Origin of the sequence: Plantactinospora endophytica (genome assembly GCF_016862915.1) — a bacterium.
Classification (GTDB): domain Bacteria; phylum Actinomycetota; class Actinomycetes; order Mycobacteriales; family Micromonosporaceae; genus Plantactinospora; species Plantactinospora endophytica.
Window position 1 is genome coordinate 246,085 of the sequence record NZ_BONW01000041.1, and the last position, 16,409, is coordinate 262,493.

15 protein-coding genes are annotated in these 16,409 nt (G+C 73.0%); 9 read left to right on the forward strand and 6 right to left on the reverse strand.

The features are described from left to right. Positions 1-237: 237 nt before the first annotated feature. The 6 genes from Pen02_RS34600 to Pen02_RS34625 all read left to right on the forward strand — a co-directional run bounded on the left by Pen02_RS34600 (position 238) and on the right by Pen02_RS34625 (position 8,173). Positions 238-1,590, forward strand: a complete 1,353-nt coding sequence (locus Pen02_RS34600) for a sensor histidine kinase (protein WP_203870377.1) — start codon at positions 238-240, stop codon at positions 1,588-1,590. Further along, positions 1,587-2,420: a response regulator gene (locus Pen02_RS34605; RefSeq protein ID WP_203870378.1), complete on the forward strand. Its 834-nt coding sequence runs from the start codon at positions 1,587-1,589 to the stop codon at positions 2,418-2,420. The genes Pen02_RS34600 and Pen02_RS34605 overlap by 4 nt, the downstream gene beginning before the upstream one ends. 47 nt (positions 2,421-2,467) lie before the next feature. Beyond that, positions 2,468-3,193, forward strand: a complete 726-nt coding sequence (locus Pen02_RS34610; RefSeq protein ID WP_203870379.1) for a hypothetical protein — start codon at positions 2,468-2,470, stop codon at positions 3,191-3,193. A gap of 91 nt (positions 3,194-3,284) precedes the next feature. Further along, positions 3,285-4,223: an SMP-30/gluconolactonase/LRE family protein gene (locus Pen02_RS34615; protein ID WP_203870380.1), complete on the forward strand. Its 939-nt coding sequence runs from the start codon at positions 3,285-3,287 to the stop codon at positions 4,221-4,223. Between the two features lie 617 nt (positions 4,224-4,840). Further along, a complete protein-coding gene (gene fusA, locus Pen02_RS34620) occupies positions 4,841-6,940 on the forward strand; it encodes an elongation factor G (protein ID WP_239141772.1) in 2,100 nt (699 codons plus the stop codon). A 360-nt stretch (positions 6,941-7,300) separates the two neighbouring features. Continuing rightward, positions 7,301-8,173: a phosphatidylinositol-specific phospholipase C/glycerophosphodiester phosphodiesterase family protein gene (locus Pen02_RS34625; RefSeq protein ID WP_239141773.1), complete on the forward strand. Its 873-nt coding sequence runs from the start codon at positions 7,301-7,303 to the stop codon at positions 8,171-8,173. A 104-nt stretch (positions 8,174-8,277) separates the two neighbouring features. Here Pen02_RS34625 and Pen02_RS34630 read toward each other — a convergent pair whose 3' ends face one another. The 4 genes from Pen02_RS34630 to Pen02_RS34645 all read right to left on the reverse strand — a co-directional run bounded on the left by Pen02_RS34630 (position 8,278) and on the right by Pen02_RS34645 (position 13,304). Further along, a complete protein-coding gene (locus Pen02_RS34630; protein ID WP_203870381.1) occupies positions 8,278-9,561 on the reverse strand; it encodes a phosphodiester glycosidase family protein in 1,284 nt (427 codons plus the stop codon). A 57-nt stretch (positions 9,562-9,618) separates the two neighbouring features. Continuing rightward, entirely contained in the window at positions 9,619-10,077 is a 459-nt protein-coding gene (locus Pen02_RS34635) for an ATP-binding protein (RefSeq protein ID WP_372445724.1), read from the reverse strand. A gap of 204 nt (positions 10,078-10,281) precedes the next feature. Beyond that, the gene (locus Pen02_RS34640) at positions 10,282-11,640 is read right to left on the reverse strand and encodes a hypothetical protein (RefSeq protein ID WP_203870383.1); all 1,359 of its coding nucleotides are present in this window, start codon (positions 11,638-11,640) and stop codon (positions 10,282-10,284) included. A 26-nt stretch (positions 11,641-11,666) separates the two neighbouring features. Further along, positions 11,667-13,304 carry a S8 family peptidase gene (locus Pen02_RS34645; protein ID WP_203870384.1) on the reverse strand — a complete coding sequence of 546 codons (1,638 nt, stop codon included), beginning with the start codon at positions 13,302-13,304 and terminating at the stop codon, positions 11,667-11,669. Positions 13,305-13,367: 63 nt separating this feature from the next. On the opposite strand from Pen02_RS34645, the gene Pen02_RS34650 reads away from it, so the two are divergent. Further along, positions 13,368-13,547, forward strand: coding sequence for a hypothetical protein (locus Pen02_RS34650; protein WP_203870385.1), 180 nt, complete (start codon positions 13,368-13,370; stop codon positions 13,545-13,547). 67 nt (positions 13,548-13,614) lie between these two features. Here Pen02_RS34650 and Pen02_RS34655 read toward each other — a convergent pair whose 3' ends face one another. Both Pen02_RS34655 and Pen02_RS34660 read right to left on the reverse strand, forming a co-directional pair. Then, positions 13,615-14,337, reverse strand: a complete 723-nt coding sequence (locus Pen02_RS34655) for a hypothetical protein (protein WP_203870386.1) — start codon at positions 14,335-14,337, stop codon at positions 13,615-13,617. Continuing rightward, positions 14,330-15,310, reverse strand: a complete 981-nt coding sequence (locus Pen02_RS34660) for an acetylxylan esterase (protein ID WP_203870387.1) — start codon at positions 15,308-15,310, stop codon at positions 14,330-14,332. Before Pen02_RS34660 ends, Pen02_RS34655 begins: the two co-directional genes overlap by 8 nt. Before the next feature lie 343 nt (positions 15,311-15,653). On the opposite strand from Pen02_RS34660, the gene Pen02_RS34665 reads away from it, so the two are divergent. Beyond that, positions 15,654-16,070, forward strand: a complete 417-nt coding sequence (locus Pen02_RS34665) for a YbaB/EbfC family nucleoid-associated protein (protein WP_203870388.1) — start codon at positions 15,654-15,656, stop codon at positions 16,068-16,070. Then, positions 16,067-16,402, forward strand: coding sequence for a hypothetical protein (locus Pen02_RS34670; RefSeq protein WP_203870389.1), 336 nt, complete (start codon positions 16,067-16,069; stop codon positions 16,400-16,402). The genes Pen02_RS34665 and Pen02_RS34670 overlap by 4 nt, the downstream gene beginning before the upstream one ends. The last annotated feature ends 7 nt before the right edge of the window (positions 16,403-16,409 follow it).

The following is a 16,409-nucleotide window of genomic DNA, read 5'->3' on the forward strand; positions in this document are numbered from 1 at the left end:
ACAATCTTCCTCCAGAGCAGGCACGGTCGACGGGTGGACGGAAGTTCGGGTCGGGGTCCGGTTCCGGGGTGGTCGGTGGTGGGCCGGTACGCGACTGCTGCTGTCCCATCCTTGGACGTTGCGGCATGGATCGCGCCGGGCACCGCTGCCGGTCGGCCATCGGTTCTGGTCGGCTGGCCAGCGCTGTTGGCCGGTCGACCAGATCGGCGGCGGGCGGTCCGTTTGTACTCTCGGCGCATGGAGCTGGCTCGACGCCTTCGCCTGCCCAGCCGAGGCCGGACCGACACCGCCGCGCCACCCGGGACCGCCGCCGACGACAGCAGCGGACGTACCCTCCGGGACTGGGTTGTGGATTCCGTGCTGTTCGGCCTGGCGGTGCTCTACTGGGCGTGGACCTGGCACAGTGCACCGCTGCACTACGTCGACACGATCCCCGGCTGGATGGTCACGATCGACCCCTGGATCGGTGCGCTCGGCTGCCTCGCCCTGTGGTGGCGGCGGCGCTTCCCGATCATCCTCGGCGTCGCGACGGTGCTGGTGCTGGCGCTGGCGGCGACCGGGCTCGGTGCGGCCCTGGTCATGGTGCTCACCGTCGCGGTGCACCGCAACTGGCTGCCGGCGACCCTGGTCACCGTGCTGCACCTGGTGCCCTCGCTGATGTTCGGCTACGAGAACCCGCCGCCCGGGGTGACCCGGTGGGCGTACCTCACGCTGATCCTGCTGATGTATCTGGTGCCGCTCGGCTGGGGGATCGCGGTCCGGGCCCGGCGGGAACTCATCGCCAACCTGCGCCGCGAGGTCGACCGGGAGCGCGGCGAGCAGCAGCGCCGGCTGGCCGGGGCCCGTCGGGCGGAGCGGGAACGGATCGCCAGGGAGATGCACGACGTACTCGCGCACCGGATCTCGCTGATCTCGGTGCACGCGGGCGCGTTGGCGTACCGGACGACCCAGGCCGATGCGGGGGCGGGTGCCCCGCTCAAGCCGGGTGAGGTCGGCGGGGCGATCGAGGTGATCCGGGACAACGCCCGGCAGGCCCTGGTCGAGCTGGGCGACGTACTCGCCGTACTGCGGCCGGAGCTGGGGGAGCGGAACGGCGGCGGCGGGCCGGACCCGGACGCCGGTACGGCCGAACCGGCGGCACCGCACCGGTCGGCGCCGCAGCCGAGGCTGGCCGACATCTTCCGACTGGTGCAGGAGGCACAGGCGGCCGGTCAGCGGGTGGCGTTCGAGATGGTCTGCGCACCCGGTGCGGCCGAGTCACTCCGGCCGGCAGTGCAGCGTACGGTCTATCGCACCGTCCAGGAAGGACTCACCAACGCCCGGAAGCACGCCGGTCAGGCCGAGGTGACGGTACGGGTGGAGGTCGATCCCGGCGTCGGCGTCGTCGCCACCGTCACCAACCCGATGCCGCCCGCCGATGCTCGCCGACGGATGGCGGATTCGTCCCCGCAGGCGGCCGGTGACCTGCCCGGGGCCGGTGCCGGGCTGACCGGGCTCGCCGAGCGGCTGGCCCTGGACGGCGGGACCATCGAGCACGGCGTGGTCGGCGGGACGTTCCGGCTCTGCACCCGGCTACCCTGGCCGGCATGATTCCGCGCGGCGCGACTCCGGGCGGCGCGACTCCGGGCGGCACGGCGTCGGGCGGCTTGGCGTCGGGCGGCTTGGCGTCGGGCGACGTGCCGGAGGGCCAGTCGGCCGCGCCGGAGCGGCAGTCGACCGCGCAGGGTGTCGAGCGGGCCATCCGGGTTCTGCTGGTGGACGACGACGCGCTGGTCCGGACCGGGCTGCGGTTGATGCTCGGCGGGGCGCCCGACATCGAGGTCGTCGGCGAGGCGGCGGACGGTGCCGACGTCGCCGACGCGGTGACCCGGCTGCGCCCGGACGTGGTACTGATGGACGTCCGGATGCCGTTGCTGGACGGGATCGCGGCGACCCGGGCGATCACCGCCCGGTCGGGGCAGCGTCCCGAGGTCATCGTGCTGACCACCTTCGACGCCGACGCGACGATCCTCGACGCGCTCCGCAACGGCGCTGCCGGGTTCCTGGTCAAGCACACCCCGCCGGAGCAGATCGTCGACGCGGTACGCCGGGCCGCCGCCGGTGAGCCGGTGCTCTCGCCGACGGTCGCCCGTACCCTGATCGACCACGTGGCGGGCGTCGCCCCGCACCGTCGCCCCGACGGGCGCCGCCAACAGGCCCGGGAACGGTTCGGGCAGCTCTCCGAACGGGAACGGGCGGTCGCCGTCGCGGTGGCGGAGGGGCTGTCGAACGGCGAGATCGCCGACCGGCTGTTCCTCTCCGTCGGCACGGTCAAGGCGTACGTCTCCAGCGCGCTGGCCAAGCTCGACCTGGACAACCGGATCCAGCTCGCGCTGCTCGCACACGATGCCCACGATGCCCACGACGCGGGCGACGAGTAGTCGGCACCCGTGCCCGAGCATTCGGCGCGGGAACGGACAGGAAGGTGATGGTGGGCAGCGGTGTGCGGTGGCCGGACTGGCGGCGGGACGTGTTCGGCGATCCGTACCTGGTCTGGCACGACGGTCCGGACTTCACCCGGCTGCTGACCGTCGCCCGGGACGAGCACGAGCACGAGGGCGGGGGCGAGCACGAGGGCGAGGGCGAGGGCGGGCGGGCGACCGTGGCCCGGATGCTCGCTGCCGGGATCGCCGAAGCTGACCCGCTGGCCGCCGAGTCGATCGCCGTACTGGCCGACGACGGACTGGCCCCGCCCGATGCGGAAGTGCTGCTCAGGGCCGTGCTGCCGACTGCCTCGGGCACGTTCCTGGTCCGGGTGGCCCAGGCCCTGCACGTGCTGACCGGCGACGAGGCGTGGGCCGAACAGATCGCGTCGGTACTCGCCGAAGGGGCGCACTGGGGTGACCGGATCGATGCCGGGATGGCGCTCGTCGGCTTCGCCCCGACCCCGCGACTCGTCGACGCGCTGGCCCTGGCGGTCCGGGAGCGCCACTACCTGGTCCGCTACCACGCCGCCAACACCCTGCTCCGGTACGCCGGCCGCCGTCCCGACGTCGCCACCCACCCGGCTCTCTTCGCCCTGATCAGCGCCGGGGACGACGACACGGAGCCCGACGCCGAGGTGACGGCGCAGCGTGCCGAGGCGGCCCGCCAACTCGCCACCGCCACCGCCGCCGCGCTGTCCCGAAAGTCGGTCGATCTCGGCGACAGTTGAACCCGTCGATCCGCCCGTGCGTGTCTTCTCCCGCGAACAGTGCCCTCCGGCACTGCGACACACCCTCAGGAGTACGGATGGAGACACGCCCATGATCCGACGTAATGTCCTGACCGGCTTCGCCGCGCTGGGGATCGCCGCCGCAGTCGGCACCCCGGAGAAGGCGAGCGCACATCCCGCAGGCCCAGGTGGCAAGAAACTCTTCCCCGACACGTTCGACCTGCCGAACGGCTGGATGCCGGAGGGGATCACGATCGGCGCGCTGCCGTTCGCGTACTTCGGTTCCCGGGCCGACGGTTCGATCTACCGGGTCAACCTGGCCAGCGGTGAGGGTCGGGTGCTCAGCCAGGGGCCGGGCGCGGGCTTCCCGTCGATCGGGTTGAAGCTGGACGGCAAGGGACGGCTCTTCGTCGCCGGTGGCGGGGCCGGCACCGGCCGGATCGTGGACGCCTGGAGCGGCAAACTACTGACCGACCTCAGCTTCACCACCGGTACGAGCTTCGTCAACGACGTGGTGCTCACCCCGGGATCGGCGTACTTCACCGACTCGCTGAACCCGGTGCTCTACGTCGTGTCGACCGGCCGCCGCGCGACCGTCCGCAATCTGCCGTTGACCGGCGACATCGTCTACACCACCGGCAACAACGCCAACGGCATCTGCCGTACGCCGGACGGCCGGGCCCTGCTGGTGGTGCAGTCCAACACCGGTCTGCTGTTCCGGGTGGACCCGTCGACCGGGGTGGCCCGGCAGGTGGACCTGGGCGGGGAACTGCTCACCAACGGCGACGGCCTGCTCCTCGAAGGCCGCACGCTCTACGCCGTGCTGAACCGCCTCAACACGGTGGCCGTACTGCGACTGTCGTCGGACGGCCGCTCGGGGCGGATCGTCGAACGGCTCACCGATCCCCGGTTCGACATCCCGACCACCGTCGCCTCGTACGGCAACCGGCTCTACCTGCCGAACGCGCGGTTCAGCACCCCGCCGACGCCGGAGACGACGTACACGGCGGTGGCGATTCCGAAGCCGTAGCCCCGGCACACACCCCTGTCGCCGCCGGTGAACCGTGCTCGCCGGCGGCGACGCCGTGTCACGACCGTCCACCCAGCATCGTGCGGTGAAGTGAACCGGGTACCGCCGATCGCGGCAGGCGGGGAAACGGTAGGGAAACCGGGCTGTGCGGTGGGGGTCCGTTCAGTACACTCGTGATCAGCCCAGCGCGATCTTGGCCTATTTGACGGCCGGCGCGCGAGTCGACGAGTGAGGGGAGCCGGCCGTGCGTTACCGCACCGCTGTCGTCATTCCCCAGTCGCAGCACCGGGTGATCCTGGCGTCTTCCTGACGTCCGGTGCCGGCCCGCGCGGCCACACCGGAGATCCGTGACGAATCCCTGAGCCGCCGTCGACCGGAAACTGTCGTTCCCACTGGCCGGCCTTCCGGCGACGCGACCCTCCCGCCCGACCGTTCGCGGCCTTCACCGGCACACGACTACCGACGTCGTGCCGGTTTCCCGCCCTGCGCGGGAGAGTAGGCGCGTCGGTCGAGGCTGCCCGGCTCGGGGAGTGTCCGCCTGGTCGGCGTACCGCGCCCAGGCTCGTCCCGGAAATCGCGCCGTCCCCGAACCGATCACCCCAGAGAGGCCGTCGGCCGTGCGTACCGAGCTGCACCGTACCGTTTCCCACTCCCTGGACCGGCTGCGTAACCTGGGCATCCTTGCCCACGTCGACGCCGGCAAGACCACCGTCACCGAACGGATCCTGTACGTCACCGGTGCCACCTACAAGCGCGGCGAGGTGCACGACGGGACGACCGTCACCGACTTCGACCCGCAGGAACGCGACCGGGGCATCACCATTTTCGCCGCCGCCGTGAGCTGCGACTGGGCCGGTCACCGGATCAACCTGATCGACACCCCCGGACACGTCGACTTCGCCGACGAGGTGGAGCGGGCGCTTCGGGTACTCGACGGCGCGATCGCGGTCTTCGACGGCGTCGCCGGAGTCGAGCCGCAGAGCGAGTCGGTGTGGCGGCAGGCCGACCGGCACGGGGTACCCCGGATCGCGTTCGTGAACAAGCTGGACCGGGCCGGCGCCGACCTGGACACGGCGGTCGCGTCGATCCGGGACCGGCTTCGGGTCACCCCGCTGGTGGTGCAGTTGCCGATCGGCCGGGAGGAGGACTTCAGCGGCGTGGTGGACCTGGTGACGATGCGGTCGCTGGTCTGGGCCGACGGCGCGGAGACCTTCGTCGAGGGTCCGGTGCCGGCCGAGCTGCGGGAGGAGGCGGAGCGGCGTCGACGGGTACTGGTGGAGACGGTCGCCGAGCGGCATCCGGTCGCGCTGGAGGAGTTCTGTGAACGGTCGACGCTGGCCGCCGAGACGCTTCGCGGCGCGCTGCGGGACCTGACCCGGGACGGGAACGGTGTGGTGGTGCTCTGCGGCTCGGCGTACAAGAACCGGGGCGTCGAGCCGCTGCTGGACGCGGCGGTCGCCTACCTGCCGTCGCCGCTGGACGTGCCGGCGGTACGCGGCAACACGGCCGGCGGCGAGCAGCGCGAACGGCCCGCCGACCCGTCGGCACCGTTCACCGCACTGCTGTTCAAGGTCAACTCGACCGCCACCGGCCGGCTCAGCTACCTGCGGGTGTACGCGGGCACGATCCAGAAGGGAGGCGTGGTGCTGGACGCCGGAGCCGGCCGTACCGAGCGGATCAGCCGGATCCTGCGGGTGCAGGCCGACCGGCACGCCGAGGTGGACCGGGCGGTGGCCGGCGACATCGTGGCGGTGGTCGGGCTGAAGTCGGCGCGGGTCGGCGCGACCCTGTGCGCGCCCGACGCGCCGCTGCTGCTCGAACCGCCGAGCGCCGCCGACCCGGTGGTCTCGGTCGCCGTCGAGGCGCGCCGAAGCACCGACAGCGGCCGGCTGACCACGGCGTTCGCCCGGCTGGTCGAGGAGGATCCGTCGCTGGCCGTCCGGACCGATCCGGAGACCGGCCAGACCGTGCTCTCCGGAATGGGAGAGCTGCACCTGGAGGTGGCGGTGGAGAAGATCCGCCGGGACGTCGGACTGGAGGTCAACGTCGGCCGGCCGCAGGTGGCGTACCGGGAAACGGTCGTGCGCGGCGTCTCCGGCCTGCTGTACCGGCACGTCAAGCAGGACGGCGGCGCCGGCCAGTACGCCCATGTCGTCCTCGACGTGGCACCGCTGGCCGGCGGCGCGACGCCGGACGGCGACGTACCGGACTTCGAGTTCGCCTCGACCGTCGTCGGCGGCCGGGTGCCGAAGGAGTACGTCCGGGCGGTGGAGGCCGGTTGCCGGGACGCGCTCGCCGACGGGCCGCTCGGCGGCCATCCGGTGATCGGGCTGCGGGTGACCCTGACCGACGGTGCCACGCACGTGAAGGACTCGTCGGAGCTGGCGTTCCGTACGGCGGGCAAGCTCGCGCTGCGGGCCGCCCTCGGCGCCAGCGAGCTGGCCCTGCTGGAACCGGTGGTCGAGGTGACGGTGACCGTGCCGGACGACGCCGTCGGCGCGGTACTGGGCGACCTGGCGGCCCGGCGCGGCCGGGTCGCCGGCTCGGTCGCCAGGGCCGGCGACGTGCTGGTCACCGCGACCGTGCCGCTGGCCGAGCTGTTCGGCTACGCGACCCGACTGCGCAGCCGGACCCAGGGCCGGGGAACGTTCAGCACCCGGGCCAACGGCTACCAGCCGGTGCCGAGCGCGGTCCAGGACAACGGGTCTTCCCGTTGACCAGGCCGCCGGGTGCGGTCCAGGGTGGCGGGTCACCCCGTTGACCAGGCCGCCGGGCGTGATCGGTGGTGGCGAGTCGCCCCGTTGACCAGGCCGCCGACGGTGGTCCAGGGGGGCGGGGCGTCCGTCGCCGGGACCACAGGCCGGAGGCAGGGGCGGCTGCCCCGCCCGGCCGGGCCGTAGGGCAGGATGCCGGCCCCGCACGTACACCGGGCGGGGCCGGCGCGTCCCACGCCGCTGTCCCCGCCCGGTGTCGGGGCCTCTTCATCCGGGGTTCACCACGGAGCCGTGGCGGCGCAGACCTGCCCGGATACGGTGCGGATCGATCTCACATGATCGACTACGCAGGAGGCGAACGCGATGAAGCGTCGCATGCTGGGTTCCCTGGCGCTGGCCGGCGCCGTGCTGGGCCTCGGCGCGCCGGCCGCCCAGGCGGCCGGCCCGGTCCAGGGGCACCCGTCGGAGAACGTCCGGAGTGGACGGCCGGGTGCGAGGACCCGTCCGCTGCCGCAGGCCCACGCGCACAACGACTACGAACACGAGCGCCCGCTGTTCGACGCGCTCGGCCACGGCTTCACCAGCGTGGAGGCCGACATCTACCTGGTCGACGGCGAACTGCTGGTCGGCCACGACCCGGAGGACGTGGTACCGGGTCGTACCCTGAGCAGCCTTTATCTCGAACCGCTGGCCAGGCGGGTACGGGCCAACCACGGCGGGGTCTTCGCGCACAGCCGCCAGCAGCTACAACTGCTGGTCGACATCAAGAACACCGGCGCGGACACCTACACCGAGCTGCACCGGGTGTTGCGGGGCTACCAGCGGATGCTGACCACGTACTCCAACGGACGGGTACGACCGGGCGCGGTGACCGTGGTGGTCAGCGGAGACCGGCCGCGCGAGCTGATGGCCGCCCAGCGGGTCAGGTACGCCTTCTACGACGGCCGGTCTGCCGACCTCGGCTCCGGGGCGCCGGCCTCGTTCATCCCGCTGATCAGTGACAACTGGACCAACCTCTTCGCCTGGCGCGGGGTCGGGGCGATGCCGGACGCGGAGCGGACCCGGCTGCGTTCGTTCGTCCGGACCGCGCACCGGGACGGCCAGCGGGTGCGCTTCTGGGCCACGCCGGACCTGCCCGGTCCGGAGCGGGACGCGATCTGGCGGGAACTCCGGGCCGCAGACGTCGACCACATCAACACCGACGACCTCGCCGGACTGGCCGAGTTCCTCCGCTAGTTCCCGCCACCCGGGCCGCGACGGCCGCCCGCCGGGGCAGGGAGCGGGCAGGAGCACGAGAAACGGGCCGCACCGGCAGTGGTGCGGCCCGTTTCCGTCAACTGCTAACGGGAGAGCCGGGAGAAGACCCCGATGCCGTTCGGTACCGGCCGTTCGACGCCGCCGGACGGATGGTTGCGGACCGCCACGGCCGGATCGGCGACGGCCCGGGTGACCAGGGTCGTCGACCCGCCGCCGTCGAGGTTGACCCCGCTGGCGGCGCCCAGCTCGCGCAGGGTCAGGGCCAGGTCGAGGATGGTCAGCCCCGGACCGGCGCCGTCCACGGCCAGCAGGTAGAGCCGACGGCCGTCCGCGCTGACCCCGGCGGCGGTGCGGATGGCGGCGGTACGGGCGTCCAGCCCGGCCAGCGGCTCGCCGTCGCGCAGGATCGGGAACCCGCCGACCGCGAACCGGAACGGGATCGGGCCCTCCGGCACCAGGTCGTAGTCGACGCGTACCCGGTCGCCGACCGCGAACCGGCGCAGCGTCTGGGCGCCCTGCTCCCGGCCGACCAGCACGACGGTGTCCCGGGCGATTGCCCCGGCACCCGGCTCGGTGCCGGTACGGGTCACCCGGCCGTGCCGCACGCTCACCTCGTACGTCTCGGTGCTGCACGCGGCGGCGCGATCGGTGTCGGTACCGCAGGTGGGCCGCTTGCGGGAGACCGACCCCCAGTCGCTGTCGAAGACCCCGACCCCGCCGACCGGCAGGGCGTACTGGTTGAAGCCGGTCACCGGGAACCTCTCCCGGCCGGCCGAGACGGTGCCCCGCAGGTCGACCCGGGCGAGCCGGCCGACCCGGTCCACCCCGACGCCTAGTACGTCGGAGGTGGACGTGCCGGGCGGCAGCCCCGGGCCGAACCGCTGCCCGTTCGGTACGGCGGCCTTCAGGTCGTCCCCGCCCGAGATCGCCGGGCCGACCGCCGACCCGGTCACCTCGACGCCCGGCTGGGTGTTGCTGATGTTGAAGAAGTCGCCGTTGACGGCCGCGATCGCTTGTCGGCTGTCCGCCTGCACGGAGATCGGTGCCCGGGCCGCGACCGCACCAGCGGTGATCAGATCGACAGTGACCAGGGGATTGCGCAGGTCGACCTCGACGAGATGGAGCGGTATCTCGGCGCCGCCGGTGGGACGGGCGAACTCCCGGTACGTCACTCCGGGCGCCAGCGTGCCCGGCGCCGCCGAGATCGCCGGTGCGGTGCCGGCCACCGGGCCCGCGACGGCCGGGGACGTGCCGGCGACGACGGCCAGGACGAGGCCGAACGCCGAGGCGGCCAGCAGCTTATGAGATCGGTGGGAACGATCGTGTGACAACAACGCCAGTGCCTCCGGGTCGGGGACGGGAAACACCAGCCACACTTCCGGCCGAGGTGATCGAGGTCAAACGAACATCAACTGGACGAACGGTTACCCGGCCTGATCGATCCGGGCGCGGCCCGGCCCGCCGGGGCCGGCCCCCTCGTCGACGGCGGTTGGTGCCGCGACCGGTTCGGTGACGGCCATGGTCAGCCGTACCCGGACACCGTCGGCGCCGCTGTGTACCTCGAACGAGTCGGCGAGTTCCTGGGCCAGCCACAGGCCCATCCCGCCGTTGGCGGAGGGTCGGGGCCGGCTGGTCGGGATGGTCGGCAGCGGGTCGGCGAAGCCGTCGCCACGATCCCGGATCTCACAGACCAGGTGCTGGTGCCGCCAGAGCCGCAGCTCACCCGTTCCGCCGCCGTGCCGGACCGCGTTGGTCATCGCCTCGTTGACGGCGGTCACGAAGTCGTCCAGGCGCTCACCGGCCAGGCCGGCGGCGGAGAGGCAGTCGGTCAGCCTGCGGCGCAGGTCGGCGACCTGTTCGGCCTCGAAATCGGCCTGGAGCAACAGAGGACCATGCTGTGTCTCCGTCCGTTGATCGTGCAACGGACCGTCCGTCATGGCGCCTCCAAGGTCACCGGACCCGTCAGGGTACAGCGCGGACCGTACCCACCGGTGACCGAGTCAATCAGAGACGACCGGATATTCGACCTCCGAGGTGTTTCGGGCGGCCTCGCGCGGGTCGTCCGACGTGACGGCTATCACGTTCTGTTACTGACTGGCAATGGCGCAATACAGAGCGTAGGCGACCTGTCGGCCGCTGACGTCGCCGTGCGAGCTGACGAACCTGTCCGCCCTCAGGTTGTGCACCCGGCCGGGCTGGAACTGGTAGCCGCCGCCGACGTCCAGCAGTTCGGCACCGGGCTGTACCGCCTCGGGCGTCTTCAGCGCGCCGTTCCGGCCGATCCCGCCGTACGGGTCGTTCGCGTCGCCGAGGCCGGCGCCGGCCTGCCGGGCCAGCCGGGACGCCGCCGCGTACGCCAGGCCGACCGCCCGGTCGTTGACGGTGTGGGTGACCAGCATCGGCCCGGTCAGCCGCCGGTCGGCCAGCACCGTCCGGAACATGCCGTTCTCGCCCCGCCCGTTGAAGTTCACCGCGAAGGCGTGGTGGCTGAACGCGCCCTGCAACAGGGTGTATGAGTGCAGCCGCTGGTGCCGGGCCGCGGCGGCGGCCAGCGCCCGGGCGCCGAACGAGTGCCCGGCGAGATGCAGCCGTACCCCCTGCGGCGCCCCGGCCAGCCCGGCCAGCAGGGTGGCGATACCGCCGGAGCCGACCTTCCCGGCCCGGTCCTTCATGGTGTAGTAGGTGGTCACGTTCAGCACCCCGCGCGCCTTCGCGAGTACGCCGTCCAGGTCGAACCCGAACCCGGCCGCCCCACCGCCGGCCATTCCGACCGCACCGCCGAACGAGACGTCTGCCGCACCGCCGGCCACCTCGCCCGCACCGCCTGCCCCGACGTCGGCCGCACCGCCGGTCCGCTCCGGCAGGCCGGCGTCGAACTCGGGGCCGCCCATCGCCTGGAAGACCGTCTCCTCGTCGCCGTCGAGCAGCGCGGGTGGCGGCGGGTCCTCGTCCACGCTCGCGGCGTCGGTGGCCGGCTCGGGCGGCGCGCTCGGCAACTGCTCCCGCAGCGCGTCGAGGAACCGCTGCCGGGCGTCGGCCGACTCGGCAAGCCTCGGCACCAGCCGGGTCAGCAGGCTCGCCCGGGCCGGATCCTCGATCCGGGTGGCGATCGCCCCGATCAGCGCGGCGGCCTCGTCCTCGACGCCGACCCCGCCGCCGGCCACCTCGTCCTCGTCCGACCAGCGGATGGAGGGCCAGAGCGCGCCGACCACGGCCAGGGTCCGGGACGCCGCCCCGGGCACCGCCGGGCGTACCGCCGCCAGGTTGTCGGTCAGCCGCTGGTAGAGGCGGCGGGCCTGCGGGATGTCGTTGTTCCAGCCGTGACAGAGCACGAGTACGTCGGTGGCGCCGGACGCGGCGACCAGGCCCAACGCGTTCCGCCGCTGGGCGTCGTCGTGGATCGCACCGGTGGACTCGATCTCCACCTCCGCGTACGGGAACTGCATCTGCGCACCCCTTCCGGAGCGAGTGGTCAGACCGACTGAAGGGCCCGCATCGCGTCGACGAGCCCACGGCCCTGGAACGAGCGGTCCCGACCGAGGTCGGTGGCGGAGTCGAGGAGTGCCCGCTTGACCCGGTGCGGGCGGCCGATGAACTCCTGGTGCACCGACATGAACGCCGCCGCCACCCCGGAGACGTGCGGCGCCGCCATCGACGTACCGGAGTTCTCCACGTAGGTCGCACCGGGCACGCCGCTGAGCGCCTGCTCCAGCAGCCGACCGGTACCGGCGCTGATCACCCGCTCGCCCGGCGCGACCAGGTCCGGCTTGGCCCGGCCGTCCCCGGTGGGCCCCTTGGAGGAGAAGTAGGAGATGCCCGAGGCGTGCGGCCGGCACGAGGTGGCGCCTACGGTGATCGCGAGTTCGGCGTTGCCGGGATCGTTGATGGTCAGGTCGAACGCGGTACGCATCCGCCGGCCACCGGCGTCGATGACGTAGCCGTACCCGGTGTTGCCGGCCGCCGCGACGACGACCACGCCGGACTGCACCAGCCGGTCGACCTCGCGGCAGATCGGGCTGAGCCCGGTGGCGAACCAGGTGGGGTCGAAGGGGTAGCCGACGGACAGGTTGACCCCGTGCACCAGCAACTCCCGGCCGTAGTCGTTGAGTTCCTGGATGTACTCCAGCGCGGCCAGCACCGCCGCCATGTCGCCGGAGCCGTCGTCCCGCAGGATCTTGCAGGAGAGCAGCCGGCAGCGCGGCGCCATCCCGCTGATCGACCGCAGGTGCAACCGCTCGCTGCGCAGGTCACCCGCGTCCGGCTGGTAGAAGGTGGCCGCGGTCAGCGGATTCTCGTCGTCGCCGACGATCTGCTCACCGGCCAGGATCCCGGCCACGTGCGTGCCGTGCCCGGCCCGGTCCCGCATCGCGTCGGCGTCGTCGTCGCCGACGAAGGACCGGTGCGCCAGTGGCGGGGCCAACGTCAGGTTGCCGTGCCGCTGGAAGTGCGCGTGCTCGGCGTCGATACCGGAGTCGAGCACCGCCCAGACGATGTCCTGCCCGTACGCGTTGAAGGCACGGTGCGCCGCCTGGCACTTGGTGGTCACCACCGAGCGGTGGATCAGCGGCTGGACCTCGAAGTTGGGCCAGATCCGGTGGATCGCCGAGCGCGGAGCCGGCCCGGCGCCGACCGTCGACGCCGACGGGTCCTCGGCGGCCGGACCCGGGCGGGGCGCCTGCTCGGCCAACCCGGCCTCCGCCTCCGCCTGCTCCTGGGCGACCTCCTCGGCCTCCTCCGCGTCGGCGGCCACCAGGGCGCGGATCTGCGCGGCGGTCAGCGCGGTGCTGACGTACGAGCCGATCGGCCAGACCGGCGTCTCGGGGTCGGCGACCGCCCCGATCAGCGCCTGCACCCGGGACTGTGCCCGCCGCACCCCGCCGAGATAACGGGTACGCAGCTCGATCACCACGCCGATCGGCTCGTCGCCGGACTCACGCATCCGCTCCTGCAACGGCCGGGCGATCACCGAGTCGGTGACCAGGCTCGGCGAGGCGGGTACCGGCGAGAGTGGGCTCGCCCGGTCGCCGCCGTCGGCGTTCTGCTCGGCGGAGCCGAACTCGGCGGGCAGCGGCTCCGCCGGGCGGCCCGGATCGACGCTGTCGGAGTCCATGACTTCCTCCCGTGACTACCGGACCATCGTTTCCTCACGGGCGCCCCGAGGAAAGCGGCGGACGTGGATCTGACAGTCGTCGTCGACCGTGCTGCGGACGGGTCGGCGGCGACCGGGCCGGAGGAGCCGGGTAATCATATGACCACGATCGGGTACGCGGGGGACCGTCCGGCCGACGACCCGGACCGTTCCACCGACGATCCGGGCCGTGCCGTTGCCGATCGGGACGGACTGTCCCGCTGACGATCCGGGCCGTGCCGTTGCCGAACCGGACCGTTTCGCCGACGATCCGGGGGCGTGCTGCCGCGGCTCAGCGCAGGGTGGCGCCGAAGGGTGCGCTGGTCAGCGGCAGCCGTACCGGCTGGCGGCCGTCGAAGCGGAACCGCAGCAGTTCGGCCGCCCCGATCGCCGCCTCGCCCAGGTCGGTCCCGCGACGGGCGGCCACCCAGTCCACCAGGGCGGCCGGATCGCGCAGCGGGCCGGTGAAGTGGACCAGGGTGGCGTACCAGATGTCCCGGGAGAAGTCGGCCTCGAACCAGGCGTCGTCGCCGAGTTCGGCACCGAGTCGCGCCGCGAAGTCGTCCGCCGCCGAGTCGACCGGGTACGCGCAGGCCATCACGCCGGACGGGGTCAGGGTCAGCCCACGCAGTTCCAGGCGTACCGGCCGGCACGCCGTCGCGGCCCGGCGCAGGGCTGACCGGACCCGGCGTACCAGTGGATCGGTCCCCGGCACCGCGGTCCGGTGCGCCTCGATCGCCCGTACCGTGAAGTGCGCCGCCTGCGGTGCGCCGGTCGGCCAGTGCCGTGGCCCGGCGACCGCGAGTGCCTCGGCGGTGACCGCCGCCAGCCGGCCGGTGCAGCCCGGATCCGGCGGCAGCACCACCGACATGCCCCACCAGCCGCCGTCGACGGGCGGCGAGTCGCGGTAGTGCGTACCGGACAGCACGGCCGCGCGGCCCCGGTCGAAGAGCCGGTCGAACGCGGCGCCGTAGCCGTCGGTCGGCCCGGCGGTTCTCCGTTCCGGGCTACTCACGGGCGCCGAACAGCCGGCGGAGCAGTTCGGCCTGCCGGGGGAACTGGAAGCCGGCCCCACCCTCGTGCCCGTTGTACGGCCACACCGTGATGTCCTTCTCCGCGCCCGCGTAGTGGTTGAAGGCGGCGTAGACCGTCGACGGCGGGCAGACCGCGTCCATCAGCGCGACCGAGAAGAGGGCCGGCGCGGTGGCCCGGCTGGCGAAGTTGACCCCGTCGAAGTAGCCGAGCGTGCGGAACGCCTGCTCGACGTCGCCCCGGTGCGTCTTGAGATACGTCACCAACTCCTGGTACGGGTAGGCGTCGCTGATCTCGGTGGCCCGCCGGTAGTGGCAGAGGAACGGCACGTTCGGCAGCACCGCCGCGAGCCCGTCGACCAGGCCGGAGACGGCGATGCTGATCCCGCCGCCCTGGCTGGTGCCGGCCACCACCACCCGGTCCGGGTCGACCCGGGGATGCGCCCGCGCGGTCTCCACCGCCCGGACCGCGTCGGTGAAGACCCGACGGTAGTAGTAGGACTGCGGGTCGGTCAGCCCTCGGGTCATGAAGCCGGGGGTCTGCGGCAGGCCGACCGGGTCCGGGTCAGGGGTGTCGCCGACCAGGTAGCCGTTGCTGCCCTGGCCCCGGGTGTCCATCACCAGGTGGGCGTAGCCGGCGGCGCTCCAGGCCAGCCACTCGTGCGGCAGCCCGCGCCCGCCGCCGTACCCGATGTACTCCACGACGCAGGGGAGCCGGCCGGTGCTGTGCCGGGGGAGCAGGAACCAGCCGCGTACCGGCTGACCGGCGAAGCCGGAGAACGTGACGTCGAAGACCTCCACCGTGGACAGACCGGCGTCGTACGGCTCGAACCGGGCCGGGGCGCCGGCGTCCCGGGCCTGGCCCAGGGTCTTCGCCCAGAAGTCGTCGAAGTCGGCGGGTTCGTCGCGCTCCGGCAGGTAGTCGCGCAACCGGTCCAGTGGCCAGTCGACAAGCATGGCCGTCTCCTCTCGTCGTCGCCGGCTGTGGTGCAGCCCGGCGAGCGGCCCCGGCCGCGAGCCGGAGCGTCCCGAAGCCGGAGGGTAGCGCCCGGGCGGCTGCCCGTCGTCCGCCGGTCGGCCCCGTCCCGACCTGCGCTGCCTTGCCGGTCGGACTCCGCCGGAAAGCCGCCGGGACCGGCGGTTCGGACTCTGCCGGAAAGCGCGTCGGGATCGGCAGGTCGGACTCTGCCGGAAAGCGCCGGGATTGACGATTGCCCCGGTATCGGCGGCCCGTTAGGTTCGAGGTCCCGGCGGAGACGGCAGGCGCCCGGTCTCCGCCGCCGGCACCGGGAGGCGTGGGTTGTCTGACCTGTGGCACGTGTTGGGTGACATCGACCGGTTGATGGAGTCCGTCCAGCGCGAGGCGGAGGCGGCCCGCGACCGGCCCGCGACCCGGGAGCCGGCCACCGGCAGCGCCCTCGACGGCCGGGTACGCGTCCGGCTGACCGCCGACGGGCGGGTGGACGACCTCCGGCTGGCCGACGACGCGATGCACCTGCGCGCGGCTGAGCTGGCCGAGGGGATCACGCAGGCGTTCAACCAGGCGTGGCTCGCCGCGCGTTCCGCCGACGAGGCGGCGGTCGCCGACGGTGTGGTGGATCCGGCGGCGTTGGCGGAACAGCTCCGCGAGGTGCGTGAGGAGGGCATCCGGAACATGCGGGCGATAACCGACTCGCTGACCGATGCCATGGCCCGGATCGAGCGGCGGGCCCGGTGAGTACGACCGAGGTCTCCCCGGAGGGACTGCGCGCCTCCGCCGACCAGCTCGCCGAGATGGTCGACCGCACCGACGCCCTGCTCCAGGCATTCCAGCAGCGGCTGGACGCCGTCGACTCGCCGTGGGGAAACGACGAGCTGGGCGGCGTCATCGCCGAGGTCTACCAGGGCGCGCACGCGATGGTGATGAACTGCTACACCTCCAACCTCGACACCATCGACGAGTACGTCGAGCGGCTGGACATCGTGGCGTTCCTCTTCGAGACCGCCGATCAGGACAGCAAGGCAGCAGCCCGCGCCCTCCTGGACAGCCAGGGGTGGCCCCAGCCGTAAGGGGACC

Coding starts and splice junctions, on each gene's coding strand:
- Pen02_RS34600 (WP_203870377.1), top strand. CDS start 238: ATGGAGCTGGCTCGACGCCTTCGCCTGCCCAGCCGAGGCCGGACCGAC.
- Pen02_RS34605 (WP_203870378.1), top strand. CDS start 1,587: ATGATTCCGCGCGGCGCGACTCCGGGCGGCGCGACTCCGGGCGGCACG.
- Pen02_RS34610 (WP_203870379.1), top strand. CDS start 2,468: ATGGTGGGCAGCGGTGTGCGGTGGCCGGACTGGCGGCGGGACGTGTTC.
- Pen02_RS34615 (WP_203870380.1), top strand. CDS start 3,285: ATGATCCGACGTAATGTCCTGACCGGCTTCGCCGCGCTGGGGATCGCC.
- Pen02_RS34625 (WP_239141773.1), top strand. CDS start 7,301: ATGAAGCGTCGCATGCTGGGTTCCCTGGCGCTGGCCGGCGCCGTGCTG.
- Pen02_RS34640 (WP_203870383.1), bottom strand. CDS start 11,640: ATGCAGTTCCCGTACGCGGAGGTGGAGATCGAGTCCACCGGTGCGATC.
- Pen02_RS34645 (WP_203870384.1), bottom strand. CDS start 13,304: ATGGACTCCGACAGCGTCGATCCGGGCCGCCCGGCGGAGCCGCTGCCC.
- Pen02_RS34660 (WP_203870387.1), bottom strand. CDS start 15,310: ATGCTTGTCGACTGGCCACTGGACCGGTTGCGCGACTACCTGCCGGAG.